This window comes from Salinigranum rubrum, from assembly GCF_002906575.1.
GTDB classification, from domain to species: domain Archaea; phylum Halobacteriota; class Halobacteria; order Halobacteriales; family Haloferacaceae; genus Salinigranum; species Salinigranum rubrum.
Genome location: NZ_CP026309.1, coordinates 1,835,710 through 1,851,929, shown reverse-complemented (window position 1 = coordinate 1,851,929; position 16,220 = coordinate 1,835,710). Strand labels below are relative to the sequence as shown.

At 67.7% G+C, this 16,220-nt stretch carries 16 protein-coding genes and 2 pseudogenes; 11 read left to right on the top strand and 7 right to left on the bottom strand.

The genetic code is table 11. The features are described from left to right. Positions 1–81: 81 nt before the first annotated feature. On the top strand, positions 82–381 hold the full coding sequence (gene yciH, locus C2R22_RS09150; protein ID WP_103425482.1) for a stress response translation initiation inhibitor YciH: 300 nt from the start codon (positions 82–84) through the stop codon (positions 379–381). Positions 382–433: 52 nt separating this feature from the next. Here the strand turns inward: yciH and C2R22_RS09145 are convergent, their stop codons facing one another. After that, positions 434–778 carry a hypothetical protein gene (locus C2R22_RS09145; protein ID WP_103425481.1) on the bottom strand — a complete coding sequence of 115 codons (345 nt, stop codon included), beginning with the start codon at positions 776–778 and terminating at the stop codon, positions 434–436. 169 nt (positions 779–947) lie between these two features. On the opposite strand from C2R22_RS09145, the gene C2R22_RS09140 reads away from it, so the two are divergent. The 7 genes and pseudogenes from C2R22_RS09140 (at position 948) to C2R22_RS25595 (ending at position 7,213) form a co-directional block, all read left to right on the top strand. Continuing rightward, positions 948–1,928 (top strand): isocitrate/isopropylmalate family dehydrogenase, encoded by a 981-nt coding sequence (locus C2R22_RS09140; protein ID WP_103425480.1) that lies wholly within the window; start codon positions 948–950, stop codon positions 1,926–1,928. A 120-nt stretch (positions 1,929–2,048) separates the two neighbouring features. Next, complete coding sequence (gene glpR / locus C2R22_RS09135) at positions 2,049–2,810, top strand: HTH-type transcriptional regulator GlpR (RefSeq protein ID WP_103425479.1); 762 nt, start codon at positions 2,049–2,051, stop codon at positions 2,808–2,810. 286 nt (positions 2,811–3,096) lie between these two features. Next, positions 3,097–4,227: a PTS fructose transporter subunit IIC gene (locus C2R22_RS09130; RefSeq protein WP_103425478.1), complete on the top strand. Its 1,131-nt coding sequence runs from the start codon at positions 3,097–3,099 to the stop codon at positions 4,225–4,227. 102 nt (positions 4,228–4,329) lie between these two features. Continuing rightward, a complete protein-coding gene (locus tag C2R22_RS09125) occupies positions 4,330–4,803 on the top strand; it encodes a PTS sugar transporter subunit IIA (protein ID WP_281259274.1) in 474 nt (157 codons plus the stop codon). Then, positions 4,800–6,517, top strand: a pseudogene (gene ptsP, locus C2R22_RS09120) (phosphoenolpyruvate--protein phosphotransferase). Before C2R22_RS09125 ends, ptsP begins: the two are co-directional and overlap by 4 nt. After that, entirely contained in the window at positions 6,514–6,972 is a 459-nt protein-coding gene (locus C2R22_RS09115) for a PTS fructose transporter subunit IIB (RefSeq protein WP_103425477.1), read from the top strand. Before ptsP ends, C2R22_RS09115 begins: the two are co-directional and overlap by 4 nt. Positions 6,973–7,063: 91 nt before the next feature. Next, positions 7,064–7,213, top strand: a complete 150-nt coding sequence (locus C2R22_RS25595; protein WP_173862789.1) for a DUF7557 family protein — start codon at positions 7,064–7,066, stop codon at positions 7,211–7,213. On the opposite strand, the gene C2R22_RS09110 is transcribed toward C2R22_RS25595, so the two are convergent. After that, positions 7,210–7,650, bottom strand: coding sequence for a DUF5799 family protein (locus C2R22_RS09110; RefSeq protein ID WP_103425476.1), 441 nt, complete (start codon positions 7,648–7,650; stop codon positions 7,210–7,212). The genes C2R22_RS25595 and C2R22_RS09110 overlap by 4 nt on opposite strands. Positions 7,651–7,754: 104 nt before the next feature. Between C2R22_RS09110 and C2R22_RS09105 the strand changes: the two genes are divergently transcribed. From C2R22_RS09105 to C2R22_RS09095, 3 genes are all read left to right on the top strand, one after another. Beyond that, positions 7,755–8,996: an HAD family hydrolase gene (locus C2R22_RS09105; protein WP_103425475.1), complete on the top strand. Its 1,242-nt coding sequence runs from the start codon at positions 7,755–7,757 to the stop codon at positions 8,994–8,996. Positions 8,997–9,059: 63 nt separating this feature from the next. Beyond that, positions 9,060–9,461: a luciferase domain-containing protein gene (locus C2R22_RS09100; protein WP_103425474.1), complete on the top strand. Its 402-nt coding sequence runs from the start codon at positions 9,060–9,062 to the stop codon at positions 9,459–9,461. A gap of 153 nt (positions 9,462–9,614) precedes the next feature. Next, positions 9,615–10,853 carry a mandelate racemase/muconate lactonizing enzyme family protein gene (locus tag C2R22_RS09095; protein ID WP_103425473.1) on the top strand — a complete coding sequence of 413 codons (1,239 nt, stop codon included), beginning with the start codon at positions 9,615–9,617 and terminating at the stop codon, positions 10,851–10,853. Between the two features lie 248 nt (positions 10,854–11,101). On the opposite strand, the gene C2R22_RS09090 is transcribed toward C2R22_RS09095, so the two are convergent. The 5 genes and pseudogenes from C2R22_RS09090 to C2R22_RS27415 form a co-directional block, all read right to left on the bottom strand. Beyond that, complete coding sequence (locus C2R22_RS09090) at positions 11,102–13,093, bottom strand: KAP family P-loop NTPase fold protein (RefSeq protein ID WP_162562436.1); 1,992 nt, start codon at positions 13,091–13,093, stop codon at positions 11,102–11,104. A gap of 72 nt (positions 13,094–13,165) precedes the next feature. Next, positions 13,166–14,341 carry a galactokinase gene (galK, locus tag C2R22_RS09085; protein WP_103425471.1) on the bottom strand — a complete coding sequence of 392 codons (1,176 nt, stop codon included), beginning with the start codon at positions 14,339–14,341 and terminating at the stop codon, positions 13,166–13,168. A gap of 51 nt (positions 14,342–14,392) precedes the next feature. Further along, a complete protein-coding gene (locus C2R22_RS09080; RefSeq protein WP_103425470.1) occupies positions 14,393–14,998 on the bottom strand; it encodes a hypothetical protein in 606 nt (201 codons plus the stop codon). Continuing rightward, the gene (locus tag C2R22_RS27420; protein ID WP_394342388.1) at positions 14,998–15,468 is read right to left on the bottom strand and encodes a DUF3179 domain-containing (seleno)protein; all 471 of its coding nucleotides are present in this window, start codon (positions 15,466–15,468) and stop codon (positions 14,998–15,000) included. The genes C2R22_RS09080 and C2R22_RS27420 overlap by 1 nt, the downstream gene beginning before the upstream one ends. After that, a pseudogene (locus C2R22_RS27415) lies at positions 15,462–16,172 on the bottom strand (DUF3179 domain-containing (seleno)protein); the annotation flags it as partial. The pseudogene C2R22_RS27415 and the gene C2R22_RS27420, both read right to left, overlap by 7 nt. Positions 16,173–16,220 lie beyond the last annotated feature (48 nt).

Here is a 16,220-nt window from a genome sequence, read left to right as displayed (position 1 = left end):
CTCGTCGACCGTACGGGGGAGGCGAGTTTGGTATGTACCAAACGAACGGTTTCGTCCGTGCCGCATTTAGGGAGGGACGTAGTGAGTAACGACCTCAACAGCATCGCCGGTCTTCCCGACGACCTCGGCATCGGGGACGACCTGGCACGAGCGGAGCAACGACTCTCGATCGGCGTCGACCGACGACGGTACGGCAAGCCGGTGACGGTCGTCGAGGGGTTCGAACCGGGTGCGGTCGACCTGGAGGAACTCGCGTCGACGCTGAAGCGCAGGCTCGCCGTCGGCGGGACCGTGACGGAGGGGCGCATCGAGTTGCAGGGCGCACACGACGACCGGCTTCGAGCGGCGCTCGAAGCCGAAGGGTTCAGCGTCGACGCCTGATCCGCTCGTCGGGCTCGACCGTGTTTCCGCTGTTCGTGCGCCTTCTGTTCGGCTACGTCGCTTCGTCTTCTGTCCCCTCGTCGCCCACGAGTTCGTCGAACCGCGCGGGGTCTTCGGTCAACTCCTGGAACGTCGCCGCGGCCAGAAAACGCGTCGGCGCGACTACCCACTCCGTCGTCGCGTCGTCGTACGGGTCGGGGGCGTCGGCGTCGAACCACCACGCGACGTACCGACCGTCGTCAAGCCGCGCCGTCGGGAGGAGTCGGTCCTGAACCATCGTGTCGACCCGGGTCGCCGGGTCGAGCCCCGGTGAACCGTCGGGCGACGGCGGTTCGATGATCTCGATGGAGACGTGCCGGTTCGGTTTCGGGTTCGCGTCGGGGCCTGCGTCGCTCATGCGCTGTGTACCGACGTCCCTCCTGATAAGTCTCAGTCGGCCGCGCGTCAGACACCCCGCTCTGTGACCCGCGGAGTCGACGACTGCCGGACTCTCCGCGCCTGGAGTTCGAACCGGACGACGGGCGTGGACCGACCCATTCATGGGGGGGCCGCTCGCCTCCCTAGTCATGACCGAGGAAATCGTCGTCATTCCCGGTGACGGTATCGGACAGGAAGTGGTGCCGGCCGCGCGCGAGGTGCTGGAGACCGTCGGCGACTTCGACTTCGTCGAGGCCCGCGCGGGCGACCACGTCCTCGAATCCGAGGGAGCGGCACTCCCCGACGAGACGTTCGACCTCGCGGCCTCCGCGGACGCGACGCTGTTCGGCGCGGCCGGCGAGAGCGCCGCCGACGTCATCATCCCGCTCCGACGCGCGGTCGACTCGTTCGTCAACGTCCGCCCGGCGAAGGCGTACCCCGGCGTCGACGCGCTCCGACCCGAGACCGACCTCGTGTTCCTCCGCGAGAACACCGAGGGCGTCTACGGCGGCCACGAGCAGCGTCTCACGGAGGACCTCTCGACGCTCACGCGGGTCATCACCGACTCGGCCTCGCGTCGACTCGCGCGCTTCGCCTGCGAGTACGTCGAAGAGGGCGAGTGGGACGGGTTCACCGTCGCGCACAAGGCGAACGTGATGCGCGAGACCGACGGGCGCTTCAAGACGGCGGTCGAGGACGTCGCCGGGAAGCGGAGTGTCGAGACGGACGACGCCCTGATGGACGCGCTGGCGATGAACCTCTGTCTGTTCCCCGAGGAGTACGGCGTCATCGTCTGTCCGAACCTCGCGGGCGACATGCTGTCGGACCTGGCCGCCGGCCTCGTAGGAGGACTCGGCCTCCTCCCGTCGGCGAACCTCGGCCCGGACCGCGGCCTCTTCGAACCCGTCCACGGCACCGCGCCGGACATCGCGGGCCAGGGCATCGCGAACCCCTCCGCGACCATCCTCTCCGCGGCGATGCTTCTGGACTCCCTCGGGTACGGCGAGGAGTCCCAGGCCGTCCACGCCGCCGTCGAGGGCGTCCTCGCCGACGGGCCACACACCCCGGACCTCGGCGGCGACGCCGCCACCGACGAGGTGACAGCGGCGGTCATCGACCGCCTCGACTGACGCCGAGTGGCCCGTCTCTGATTCGGTTCACCTCTCGTGGCTCGAAACGAACACGAATAGTCAACGAGCCGGTGACAAACAGTCAAGTTCAGGGCAGTTCTACAGGACCTCAGCCTATCGATGTTACCCGCAGAGCGCAAACGGCAGATCGTCGAGAGAGTGACCGAAGAGGGTGGCCAGTCGGTCGACGAACTCGCCACCTCCCTCGACGTCTCGAAGGCGACCATCCGACGCGACCTCCGCGACCTCGAAGACCGCGGCCTCGTCGAGCGGTCCCACGGCGGGGCGGTCCCCGTCATGTCCGTCGGCGGTGAGCAGACGTACGACCAGAAGGAGGTACAGAACCTCGACGCCAAACGCGCTATCGCCGCCCGCGCGGTCGAGGAAATCGTCAAGGGCTCGGTCGTCTTCTTCGACTCGGGAACCACCACGATGGAGGTCGCCCGCGCCGCGCCCAAGGACGGGTCGTTCCTCGCCGTGACGAACTCCCCTCGACTGGCGGTCGAACTCGGGAAGGAGGAGAACGAGGTGAAACTGACGGGCGGGACCCTCCGACGGCGGACGCGCGCGCTCGTCGGCCCCACCGCGGAGTCGTTCATGGGACGGATGAACTTCGATCTGCTCTTTCTCGGGACGAACGCCGTCCACGAGGACGGCAGTCTGACGACGCCGAACGAGGACGAGGCTCGGATGAAGGAACTGATGGTCCAGCGGTCGAAGCGCGTCGTCCTCGTCTCGGACGCGTCGAAACTCTCCCGCCAGAGCTTCGTCCAGTTCGCCCACCTCGACGACGTCGACCTGTTCATCACCGACCGACCCATCCCCGACCACCGAGAACGGTTCGACGCGGCCGACGTGCGCGTCGTCGTCGCCGACGGCTGAGACGGACGGCTGTCACGGTGTCCTGAGCACCCGAACGGGACCGCGGCCGATTCGACTCCGACCGACAGGAGTCCGAGTCCACCGACCCCGACGCCCGTCCGTGTTCGTCTCGTCCGCCGTGACTGTTCGTGCACTCGTTGCCGCTCTCGACCCAGGCGTGTCCCGGTTCTTTCGCCCGAAACACGTCCACCGTTGTTCCGTTCACAGTTCATATCTGACAAAACAATCAGAAATAATCGTATCCGAAAACACTTTTGCATAGCCTGTAGAACAATCGTGATGTACCATGTCATCCGCAGATCGGGCGGAGAGCGCGCTGCGTTCGCACGTCACCTCCGTCAAGGAGGACCTCATGACCGGCGTCTCGTTCATGATCCCGTTCGTCACCATCGGCGGGATCTTCCTCGCACTCGGCTTCGCCGCCGGCGACACCGTCGAAGTGTTCAACAACACCGGCAGCGTCGGCTGGTACCTCGCCCAGATCGGCGTCGCCGGCCTCACCCTCATGGTTCCCGTTCTCGGAGCCTACATCGCCTATGCCATTGCGGACCGACCCGGCCTCGCACCCGGGTTCGTCCTCACCTGGATCATCCAACAGGGCACCATCGTCACCGAGGCTGGCAAGGTGTTAGGGTTCAACGCCGACGGCGCCACCGCGGGCTACCTCGGCGCTCTCGTGGTTGGACTCGTCGCCGGCTACGTCGCCCGCTGGTTCAAAAACCGCGACGTCCCCAGCGCCATCCAGCCCATGATGCCCGTCCTGTTGATCCCCGTCGCCACCGTCGCCGTCTTAGCGCCCATCGTCCTGTTCGTCATCGGCGCGCCCGTCGCGCTCGCCAACCAGGCACTCACCGCCTTCTTAGAGGGCATGCGCGGCAGCCAGGCGCTCTTCGTCGGTGCGATTTTGGGCGCCATGATGGCCTTCGACATGGGCGGGCCCGTCAACAAAGTCGCGTACGTCTTCTCGGTCGGGTTAGTCAGCGAGGGCATCTACGAGCCCATGGCCGCGGTAATGATCGCGGGGATGATCCCCCCTATCGGCCTCGCGCTGTCGAACTTCATCGCCCCGCACAAGTACGCCGAGGAGATGTACCAGAACGCCAAAAACGGCATCATCCTCGGCTTCTCGTTCATCACCGAGGGCGCGATTCCGTACGCCGCCGCCGACCCCCTGCGCGTGATTCCCTCGATCGTCGCCGGGTCGGCAGTCGGCGGCGCGCTCTCGATGGCGCTGGGCGTCGGCATGCGCGCCCCCCACGGCGGCATCTTCGTCATCCCCCTCTCGAACCAACCGCTGATGTTCCTCGGCTGTATCGTCCTCGGTTCGCTCGTCACCGCCGCCATCGCCACCCTCCTGAAAGGCGACTTCGAGGAAGAGGCCGGCACCACCAGCCCCAGCGCACAGGCGGGTGACTGAGTACCGCAAGCGCCCCTGTCGAGGACCGACCGTTTGTCGTCTCACCAACGAGTACAGCACCGAGCGCTCGAACAGCCCACACCCACCCCACCACACCGCACCATGACAATCGACCCCACCGACATCGACCGACTGACACCGCCCGAACTGGTAACGCTCGAACAGCCACCCGCGTCGAAACGAGAGTGCATCGAGTTCCTGCTCGACGTGGCGGTCGAAGCGGGCCGCGTCGACGACCGCGAGCAGGCTCTCTCGGACCTGCTCCAGCGCGAGGAGGAGGCGACGACCGGCGTGGGCTTCGGCATCGGCATCCCCCACGCGAAAACGTCGGCGGTGACCCGACCGTCGGTGGTGTTCGCCCGGTCCGAGGAGGGAATCGACTTCGACGCGATGGACGACAAGCCCGCACACCTGCTGTTCATGCTCATCGTCCCCGAAGAAGGCGGCGAGGAGCACCTCGAAATCCTCAGTTCGCTCTCGCGCGCACTCATGCACGAAGAGGTCCGCGAGTCGCTCCGCGAGGCCGAGACCGTCGAGGCCGTCCGCGACACCCTCAAGGAGGCGGTCTCCGGATGAGCGACGCCGTTTCCGAACGCCGCCTGCAGGGCGAGGGCGCGACGCCGCTCGCCGGTGTCGGGACCGTCGTGTGGTACCGCCCCGACGACTCGGTCGACCTGGACGAACCCCCCGAAAGTATCGACGCCGAGGCGGAACTCGCGCGGTTCGAGGAGGCGACCGAAACCGCCCGCGCGGAACTCGAACGCGAGCGCGAGGAGACCCGCGAGCGCGTCGGCGAGGAGGAGGCCGAGGTGTTCGGCGCGCACCTGCAGTTCCTCTCGGACCCGATGATCGAAGACGGGGTGGAGTCGGCCATCGAGGACGAGGGCCTCCCCGCGCCACATGCGGTCAGAGAGGCGTTCGCCGGTCCCATCGAGCAGTTCGAGGGGATGGAGGGACGGATGAAAGAGCGCGCGGACGACCTCCGCGACGTCCGCGACCGGTTGCTCCGAATCCTGACCGGAAGTGAGCGAATCGACCTCCGCTCGCTCCCCGAGGGGAGCGTCGTCTTCGCCGAACGGCTCACGCCTTCCGACACGGCGCAGTTAGACCCCGACGTCGTCGCCGGCTTCGTCACCGCGACGGGCGGGCGGACCTCGCACGCGGCCATCTTCGCCCGCTCGCTCGCGCTCCCCGCCGTCGTCGGCGTCGGCGAGGAACTGTACGAGGTCGAAGAGGGTGCGGAAGTCGTCGTCGACGGTGACACCGGTGCGGTGGTCCTGAACCCGACCGAGGAGACGAAGGAAAGTGCGGCGGGCGGACTCGACGCGCCGGTCCGCGAGGAACCGGTCGAGACGACGGACGGAAAGGAGGTCGAGGTCGCCGCGAACGTCGGCCGACCCGCCGAAATCGAGGCGGCGGTCGAACGCGGCGCCGACGGCGTGGGGCTCTACCGCTCGGAGTTCCTCTTCGTCGACCGCGAAGCCCCACCCGAGGAGGAAGAGCAGTACGAGGCGTACCGCGACGCGCTCGACGCCTTCCCCGAGGGGCGGGTCGTCGTCCGCACGCTCGACATCGGCGGCGACAAGCCCGTGCCGTATCTGGACCTCCCCGAGGAGGAGAACCCGTTTCTCGGCGACAGAGGCATCAGACGGTCGCTCGGCGACGACGCCGACCTGTTCGAGACGCAGGTTCGGGCGCTTCTCAGGGCCGCTGACGACGGCGCTGGCGACCTCGCGGTGATGCTCCCGCTCGTCTCGACCGTCGAGGAGGTCCGGGCGGCCCGCGCTCGTCTCGAAGGGGTCGCGGCCGACCTCGACGCGGAGGACGTCGCCCACGCGACGCCGGAGTTCGGCGTGATGATCGAGACGCCCGCGGCGGTGTTCATGGGGCCCGACCTGGCGCGGGAAGTGGACTTCTTCAGCATCGGGACGAACGACCTCGCACAGTACGTGATGGCCGCCGCGCGGGGAACGAGCGCGTCTCCGAACTCAGGGACTTCCGTCAGCCGGCGGTCCTTCGCGCTATCCGCGAGACCGTCCGCGCGGCCTCGGACGAGGAGTGCTGGGTCGGGATGTGCGGCGAGATGGCCGGCGACCCGGGCCTGACGGAGCTACTCCTGGGACTGGGCCTCGACGAGTTGTCGATGAGCGCCGTGACCGTCCCCGCCGTGAAACAGCGCGTCACCGAGGTCGACACCGCCGCTGCGCGCGACCTCGCGACCGAAATCGCGGGTGCAAGCACCAAAGACCAAGTAGTCAGCCGACTGAACTCACAGGAGGATTCGTCATGAAAATCGTCGCAGTCACCGCATGTCCGACGGGAATCGCACACAGCCAGATGGCCGCCGAGAACCTCGAAACCACGGCCGAGGAGATGGGCCACGACATCAAGGTCGAGGTCCAGGGGTCGATGGGCGCACAGAACGAACTCACGTCCGAGGACATCGCCGAGGCCGACGTGGTCATCATCACGGCCGACACGTCCGTCCAGCGCGACCGCTTCGAGGGCAAGCCGCTGGTGAAGAAGACGGTGAAAGACGGCGTCAACGACGCCAAGGGCGTCATCCAGGAGGCCGAACGACTCGTCGAAGGCGAGGGAAGCGAGGCCGACGCGGGGTCGGAGTCGGAGCCGATGGCCGACACGGGGGCGGAGTCCACGGGCACGACCGAGGAGCAGGAGCCGACCAGACGCGGCGGCGACCGCGAGAAAGGGTTGTTCGCGCGCCTGAAGCGGCTGTTCTCCTGAGGCTGCCCCTCCCCGAGACTTCCCGTCGGATCATCCGGCCCGACCGACGCCCGCTGGTGGATTTAAGACCGCGGGGCGTTTTTCCCCATACATGCCACAGATCGATGTCGAAGAGGAGACCCTCGACCGACTCGACGGACTCCGCGTCGAGGACGAGGAGTACGACGAGATCATCAACGAACTCATCAACATCTACAAGGCCAGCGAGATGACGCTGTTCCACGCGGGCGACGAGTACTAGTCGCCGTACGAGCGTCGGACCTGCTCCCACTTCCCGTTCGATTCGAGGTGAGACTGGAGTTCGTCGGCGTACTCCTGGACGAGTCGTTCGGCGGCGGCCAGTTTGGCGTCGTGGTCTTCCCTCCCGTTTCCGAGACCGAGGGCGCCTTTGACCGTATCGATGATGCTGCCGCCGCCGTCGTTTTTCCCGCCGCCGCCGGCCATCGACTGCTGGCGCTTGCCGGCTTCCTCGATGTGAGGCATCATCCCCTCCAGTTTGTCCGTGTTCGCCACGATCCGTGCGTTGTCGGGGTCGTCGGCGTTCTCGATCTCGAACTCCGTCGCCGTCATGATGAGACTCCACTCCTGACTCTGAAACTCGGAGGCTGCGACGCGGTCGTTGAACTCCCTGTCGACCGTCATCCGGTCGCCGACGATACGGTCTGTCCAGTCTGCCATGCGCAGGGATATGGCGAGGCGCCGTATGAGGGTTTCCCTGCCGATTCTCGCCGACTCTCGACGAGTACTCGGTTTTTAGTAGTTCCTCGGCCCGTATTCGAGATATGGAACGATACGACCTCCTCTACCGGCTCTACGAGGACTTCGACACGGACGCCATCCGTGACCTCCAGACGTTCGTCGACGTCTTCCCGGCCGTGGACTCGCGGGCCGCACTCGGCTACTGGCAGGACGCCCGTGACGAACTCGACGCGCGGAAGGCGGAGGTGCGTGACTCCTTTGCCGCCGGTGACACGCTCGTCGAAGTCGCCGCGACGGCCGACCGCGACCACGCCTTCACCGGCCTCGACTTACACTCGAAGTACGGCCGCGCGGTGAACGTCCTCGTCCTCGACGTCGACGAGACGCTCCGTTCTGCGGGCGGGACGGACAACGAGATTCCCCGCGAGACGCTCCACGCCCTCACGGAGTTCCACGAGGCGGGCGTCCCCATCGTCATCTGCACGGGCCAGACTCTCGAGAACGTCAAGGGCTTTCTCATCCAGGGGCTCGGGAACGAACTCGTTCACTCGGGAGCGGTGAGCATCGTCTACGAGACCGGGACGGGCGTGTTCACCCCGGGCCACGGGTCGCAGACGAAGCGGCTCCTCTACGACGAACTCGACGAGGAGATGATCCGCGTCTTCGACGAGGTGCGCTCGCGCGTCCTCCCGGAGGCACCCGACGACGTCGCCCACGGCATCCACCTCCAGGGGAACGAGTTCAACGTCACGCTCAAGCCGAACTTCGACGTCGGGTCGCCCGAGGCCGAACGCGTCATCGACCGCGGCCTGGTCTACCTCGTCGACCTGCTGGGCGAGGCGGTCGCGACCGAGACCGACGAGGTGACCACGCGCGGTCCCGACTGGGCGCGAGCGTACTTCGCCGACGACGACCCCGAAGTCGAGGCGGTGCTCGAAAGCGAGGGCGCGACGGTCGACCTCGGGATCGACGACGTGCCCGACGAGGTGGCGTCCGTCTTCGAGCGGGTCGACGTCGCCTACTACCACGCCGACGCCGCCGAGGTGGGTTCGCTGGAACTCAACAAGCCCCGAGGGGTGCAGGCCGCGCTGGACGTCCTCGGACTCGACGATCCCTTCCTGGCCGTGATGGGCGACTCGAAGTCGGACCTCCGGGTGATGGAGTGGGCCGCCGAGAACGACTGCGGCATCGCCGCGGCGCCCGAACATTCCTCGGCGGCGGTGCTCGACCACGTCCGGTCGACGGACGGTCTCGTCTTCGACCGCGGGGGCGCGGCCCCGATGCTCCGGACGATCTACGTGCTGAACCTGCTCGCCGAACTCTAGCTCTTCGAGCGGACGAAGCTTATCCCGCCGCGACGCGTACAGTCGTCTTCAGAGAGACGACGCATGAACGCGACACTCACGCCCATCACAGGCCGCGTCTCCCACTGGCCAGGCGTCGAGACCGACGCGACCCGCGAGGGGGTGACCTTCCGCGTCGGGACCCGCGAGTTCGCTCACCTCTCCTCGCGCGGTGACCTCACCGTTCCGACGAGTCCAGCCCTCCGCGACCAGTTGCTGACCGACGGGTTCGCCGACGGCGTCCCCCGGACACCCGACCGCGTTCGCTACCGTGTCCGGTCCGCGGCGGACGTCACCGGCGCGATTCGCCTCGTCCGGGTGGCGTATCTCCAGCACGGCGGTGTGCCCGGCGAGAGACTCGACGACGACCACCTCCGACGACTGGGGGCGAGCCCCGAACTCGCCGCGCTGCTCGTCGGATCGCCCGCCTCCGACGCGCCCGTCTGAGACGGAGCGACGGAGATTCTCGCAGCGCGCCCCGGGGTCGGCGGCGACCGGTGTACCGGTCAAACAGACCCTCTGAGCGTGTGTCGCCGTGTCCGAGCGAACGGGCGCTCAGAATCTCCAAAGATTTACCACTCGTCCAGTAAACCCACGACCATGGGAATCGACTACTCGGATCTGCACGATCCGAACGCGGAGTACACGATGCGGGAGCTCTCGAAGGAGACGATGGGCGTCACGGCGAAGCGCGGCGGCGGCCGCGACGTCGAAATCACGGACGTCCAGACGACGATGGTCGACGGCAACTTCCCGTGGACGCTGGTCAGGGTGTACACGGACGCCGGCATCGTCGGCACCGGCGAGGCGTACTGGGGCGCCGGCGCGCCGGAACTCATCGAGCGGATGGCTCCCTTCATAATCGGCGAGAACCCCCTCGACATCGACCGCCTCTACGAGCATCTCGTCCAGAAGATGTCCGGGGAGGGCAGCGTCGAGGGCGTCACGATCACCGCCATCGCGGGCATCGAAATCGCTCTCCACGACCTCGCGGGCAAGATACTCGACGTTCCCGCCTACCAGCTTCTGGGCGGGAAGTACCGCGACCGGGTGCGCGTCTACTGTGACTGTCACACGGAAGACGAGGCCGACCCCGACGCCTGCGCCGACGAGGCCGAACGCGTCGTCGAGGACCTGGGCTACGACGCGCTGAAGTTCGACCTCGACGTCCCCTCCGGACTGGAGAAGGACCGCGCGAACCGCCACCTCCGACCGGGCGAAATCCGCCACAAGGCCGAGATCGTCGAGAAGGTCACAGAGCGCGTGAAGGACCGCGCGGACGTCGCCTTCGACTGCCACTGGACGTTCTCGGGCGGGTCGGCCAAGCGCCTCGCCGCCGCCATCGAGGAGTACGACGTCTGGTGGCTCGAAGACCCCGTCCCGCCGGAGAACCTCGACGTCCAGGAGGAGGTCACGAAGTCCACGACGACGCCCATCACCGTGGGCGAGAACCGGTACAGAGTCACCGAGGAACGCCGCCTCATCGAGAACCAGGCGGTCGACATCATCGCGCCCGACCTGCCCAAGGTCGGCGGCATGAGAGAGACGCGGAAGATAGCCGACGTCGCCAACCAGTACTACATCCCGGTCGCGATGCACAACGTCTCCTCCCCCGTGGCGACGATGGCCTCCGCACAGGTCGGTGCGGCCATCCCGAACTCGCTGGCCGTGGAGTACCACTCGTACGAACTCGGCTGGTGGGGTGACCTCGTCGAGGAGACGGTCATCGAGGACGGCTACATCACCATCCCCGAGAAGCCGGGACTGGGTGTGACTCTCGACATGGACGCCGTCGCAGAGCACATGGTGAAGGGCGAGGAACTGTTCGACGAGGAGTGACACGACTCGGCGAGTACGCTGGGCTCTGCTCGGCGGTGTTCGACGAAGAGTAGCGAAGTCGAACGACCGCCCGTCCGGCGTTCGCTTCGTTCGAGGACTGAAGCGACGGAGTCGCTTCAAGCCCCACACCGTCCCCTCGTAAGACCTCGCGCGTGCATCGCTTGTCACGGGAGGAGAGTACGTCCTCTGCTCCGCGGCGGTGGCTCTGAAGACTAGCGACGGGTTCGGCGCGCAGACCAGTCTCTCAGTCAGTCCTCGGGGACGCTTCCTCCCGTTCCGCCGTCACGCTCGTCGAGGAACTCGGAGAACGCGCTCGAATCGCGCTGTGCGGACTGCGCGTACGGGGCGTACTTCGCGGACTGCGCGTACGGTGCCTCTTCGAGCGTCTCCGTCGGGACGTCCGCACGCGGCGAAATCTGGAGCAGGGATTCGACGTCGACGTGGGCGAGGCTGGCGTCGACGTTCGCGTCCGTCTCCCAGAGCAGTTCGTCGAGCGAGCGGCCCTCGAAGAACTCGTCGAGCCCGTCAGTCGTGAGCTCCGGGTACGTGACGAGCAGTTCGGAGCCGAACTCCGCGGTCGACAGCGACTCGTCGTACAGCCCCGCGAGCAGGAGGTCGGCGAAGAGCCCCCAGTCGCGTTCGGACCGAATCACGACGGGGAGTTCGTCCGTGCCGGCCGTCCGCGACTCGGACGTGTCGCTATCGGGTGTCGCGTCGTCGGTCCGGTCCGCCGCCGCACCGGCGGGGTCGGGGGCAGCGACCGCGGGTGCGACGGGCGGGGCGGACTCCGAGCACGCCTCGCGGAACCGGTCGCGCAGGGCGACGGCGGTGAGCCGAGCGAACAGGTCGTGGTCGCGGTTGAGTTCGGGGAGGAGCCGCGGCCACCGGAGGCTGATGGTGACGAACTTCCCGAGTTGGTCGAGCGTCAGGTCCGTCCGCTCGAACACCTCGACTTCCTGCGCTAAGAGCGCCCGGAGCCGGTAGAGGTTGATGAACTTCTTTATCTGCCGTGGGTTGTACGCGAGCGCGGGCGCGGCCCAGGCGACCGCCGTTCTGAGCTGGTCGTCCGTCCAGTCCCGTGCCCACAGCGTGTACGGCTCGGCGGGCTCAGGTGGGTTTTGCGGGGAGAGCTGTGGGTACTCGGCCGCTCGCAGTGCGATGAACTCGTCGGGGCTGAACGAGTCGCCGTGCTCGCGCTGAAACGCCATCAGTTCGGTCACGAACCGGTCCACGTCGTCGGGCGAGGGCCGCGGGATGAGGAACGGAATCTGCACGAATTTCTCGATGAACGCGTAGCCGTAGTCGAGACCGAACGACGGACGCGACTCGACGTTGAGGTGGTCGAGGAGCTCTTCGTGCTTGGCCGCGAGGCCGGCGGCGACCTTCTCTCGGTCCATCCCGAGGAGGAACACGAGCCGAGGGTCGTCCGAGAGCATGAGGTTGATCGACTGCATCAACTCGGCGGCCCGGGGCACCTCACACCGGTCGAGGTCGTCGATGAACACGAACACGCGGTGGTCGCCGACGTACGCGTCGAGGACGCGACCCAAGTCCTCGTGGAAGTTCTCGAGGAAGGAGACGTGGCCCTCGTACTCGGGGTCGCGGACGTACGCCTCCAGTTCGCGCTCGGTCCGCTCGACGACGTTCCGCCGGGTCCACAGCCACACGCCCACGAAGGACGTGACGCCGCCGCCGAGCCCGAACGTCGCAGCGACTGCCGTGCTGTCGGCGCCCCCGAGGAAACTCGATCCGGCGGCTGACGCGACGACCGCCGTGGCGACCACGACGAGGACGGCGGCCAGCGTCGTCCCCACCGTCCGTGCGACGGCAGCGCGACCACGGCGTCTGTCGAAACGGTCGAGAACGAGCCTGAGACGGGCCCGGCGTCTGTCCCGCGGCACGAGTTTCTTCGAGAGGCCGTCCAGCACGGCCAGCATGAACGCCGCCCACAGCGCGTCCTCTCCCTCGTGTCGCCAGGGGTTGAACCGAACCGTGAAGTGACCCTCGCTGCGGAGTTCATGTTCGAGCTGTGACATGAACGACGACTTGCCGGCGCCCCACGTCCCCTCGACGGAAACCGCGAGCGGCGGTGTCGTCTCCCGTTGTCTGAGGAACGTCGCGAGCGCCTCGACGTACGGCTCGAACCCGAGCGCGTCGTCCGCGGTCGGTCTGTCGCCGAACGCGGCGCCCACCGGCGTTCGAGCGCTTGGTTCCTCCTCCCACCCAGATTGCTCTGCCATACCATAGCATACTCCGCACGACAGCATCAGCTTGTCGTACATCCGACACGAGGGTCGACGAGAGGGGCGTCCTCACTCCAGTCGAACGCCCTCCGCCGGCGAACAGACGAACGTCCGGGGTTCGACGTCGACGCCCGCGCGTTCTGTGTACTCCGTATCGACGTGAGCGCGGAAGTCCTCGACCGCATCGCTCCGGACCAGGGCGACGACGCTTCCCCCGAAGCCGCCGCCGGTCATCCGCGCGCCGACGACGCCCGCAGTTTCCCACGCGAGTTCCACGACCGTATCGAGTTCCACACAGGACACCTCGTAGTCGTCGCGGAGACTCGCGTGCGACTCGAACATGCAGTCGCCGACGGCACCCACGTCCTCGGCTTCGAGGGCGTCGACGGCCGCACGCACGCGCTCGTTCTCGGTGACGACGTGGCGCGTCCGTCGGCGGAGGACGCCCGGGAGGGAGGCGGCGTGTGCGACGAGCGCGTCCCGGTCGACGTCCCGGAGCGACTCGACGCCTCCGAGCAGGGCGTCGAACTGCTCGACCGCCTCGGCGCACTCGCGCACCCGGTCGTTGTACGCCGACGAGGCGAGTTCGTGTTCGACGCGCGTGTCGACGACGACGACCCTGTACTCCCTGTCGCCGAACCGGACCCCACGCGTCTCGCGGGAGCGGCAGTCGAGGAAGAGTACCTCGCCAGTCCGACAGCAGGCGCTCGCGTACTGGTCCATAATCCCGCAGTCGAGGCCGACGAAGCCCGTCTCGGCGCGCCAGGCCGCCTCGGCCAGGGCGCGTCTCGGTAGCTCGTGCGTGGGGGAGTCGACGGCGTACGCCGCGGCCGCCGTCGCCACTTCGAGCGCCGCCGACGAGGAGAGGCCGGCCCCGCGCGGAACGTCTCCCGCGACGAGGAGGTCGAGTCCCCGCGACTCGAAGAGGCCCTCCCTGGCGAGTTCGACGAGGACGCCGAGCGGGTAGTTCGCCCACGCCTCGTCTTCGCTCCCGAGCGGTTCGTCGGGGAGGCCGTCGACGACGACCCTGCCCTCGACGTCGGTCGACCGCAGCCTGAATCGGTCATCGTCGCGCGGCGCGGCGGCCACAGCGGTTCGGCGGTCGATGGCCATCGGGAGGACGAGCCCCCCGTTGTAGTCGGTATGGCCCCCGACGAGGTTCACCCTCCCCGGCGCACTCGCCACCGCCGTCGGTTCCCGGTCGTACGCCGCCTCGAACGCCTGCCGTGCCTCCCCTGCCGTCATGCGTTGGAGGGAATGTTCGAGGAGAGGGCTTCAAACCAGTGGGTCGACGGCTCAGGCCGGCGACTGCACGACCCCCGGGTCGACCGAGCGGCCGACGTAGACGAGGCTCCCGACGAGGAGGAGCGCGGCCGCCGGAATCAACAGGTCGAACGAGGCGAGGAGGACGCCCGACGCCTGAACCCCGAGTGCGACGAGGACGACCGGACCACAGCAGGCCGACCCCGAGAGGAGCGCGGGCAGGCCGGCGAGGAGGCCCGAGCCTTTCGCACCGCCGCCGACGCCGCAGGCGACGGGGTGACGCCACGCCAGGTACGAGACGGCGAGGTTGACGCCGACGAGGAGCGCGAGGGCGCCACCGATGGCGACGTTGACCGGCGCGACGAGCAGTTCGACCGGACCGACGACGAGGCCCGCGACGGGCTCGAACGACAGCGTCCCCGTCGACCGAAACATCCGCGACAGGGGGTCTGAAACGGCGACGTAGTCGAATCCGTCGCCAGTGAATCGGAGGTGGCCGAGGGCGTAGAGGTACAGGCCGAGATAGAGGAACGAGACGCCGACGAGGACGGCGCGGGCGTCGCGGCGGACCACCGTGGCCCGAACGGCGGCGAGGGTGTTCGAGACGGCGTCGCGCCCGCGCTCGACGCGACCCCGCATCAGGCGACCACCACCGTCCCGGGGTAGAACCCGGCCCACGCGAACCACATCGCGTCGAGGTCGAGCACCCGGTCGAGCGGGACGGCGTCGGGCGCGACGGCCTCACCGTCGACGGTCACCTGACCCTCCCGGTACGAGAGGTCGCTGCCGTCGCCGCGGTAGACGTGCGCCGTGTCGAGTGTCGGATCGTACGCCGCGTGGAACGTCGCCCCGCCGACCTCCTGGGTGAGAAGACCGTCCCGCCGGAGCGACTCCTTGCGGAACGCGATAGCGCCTTCGGGAGGACGCGCCCCGACGAACACCTCCTTCTCCGTGTAGCGCGAGTCGCGCGAGAGCGGCGCGAAGAGCGTGTTCGCGTTGCTGTAGTACCCCGCGGCGGGTTGTACTGGCCGTAGGGGTCGCGCTCGTAGTTGCGGACGTAGCCCGTCTCCTCCGAGAGCACGACGGTGTCGGGGTGTGTCTCCTTCCACTCTCCCCACGAGGTCCACGTGACGGGGAACTCGGTGAGCGACTGTCCCTCGAAGGGGCCCGACATCGCCGTTCCGAGGACTTGAGGCCACCGCGAGTCGGTCTCGCGGTCGTACATCACGAGGTTCGAGTTGACGAGCTTTCCCGAGACGCCGAAGGTGGTCTCCCCGCGGAAGAATCCCATCGCGGTCCCGGTCAACGGACAGTACGTGACCGACACCGGTTCGCCGTCGATACTGTCGTTCGTGATCTCGTGCCAGACGAGAATCCGCTGGGGGTACGCCTTCACCTCTTCTTCGCCGGCGACGCCGAAGACGACATCGCCCGGCGCGAGGAACTCGTCGGCTTCGGCGACCGACCAGAAGGAGGGCTCGTCTACCGATGGAATACCGTCCTTCGGCGGCCCGCCGCTCCGCGTCCGGTCGCGAAGCTGTGAGTAGGGCCACTCGACCGGGAGGGGAGTCTCGCGCGTCGACAACACGCTCGTGTCCTCGGAGTACGTTTCGGCGGCCGCCTTCGTCCGTGTCTCGGTACCTGTCTCGGTGTCCGTCTCCGTCTCGGTGGTGTTCCCGGCCGCATCGGTCGACGAACCGCCGGCGGAACCGTCGGACGACCCGCTGCCGAGACACCCCGTGAGACCGGCTATCCCTGCGACTCCGATACCCGACGCCGCGAGGAACCTCCGTCGGGTGGGAACAGGTGACATGGTCGTGATTCGGTCTCGGCCGGAATAACCGTATAGCGCGATTGCGTC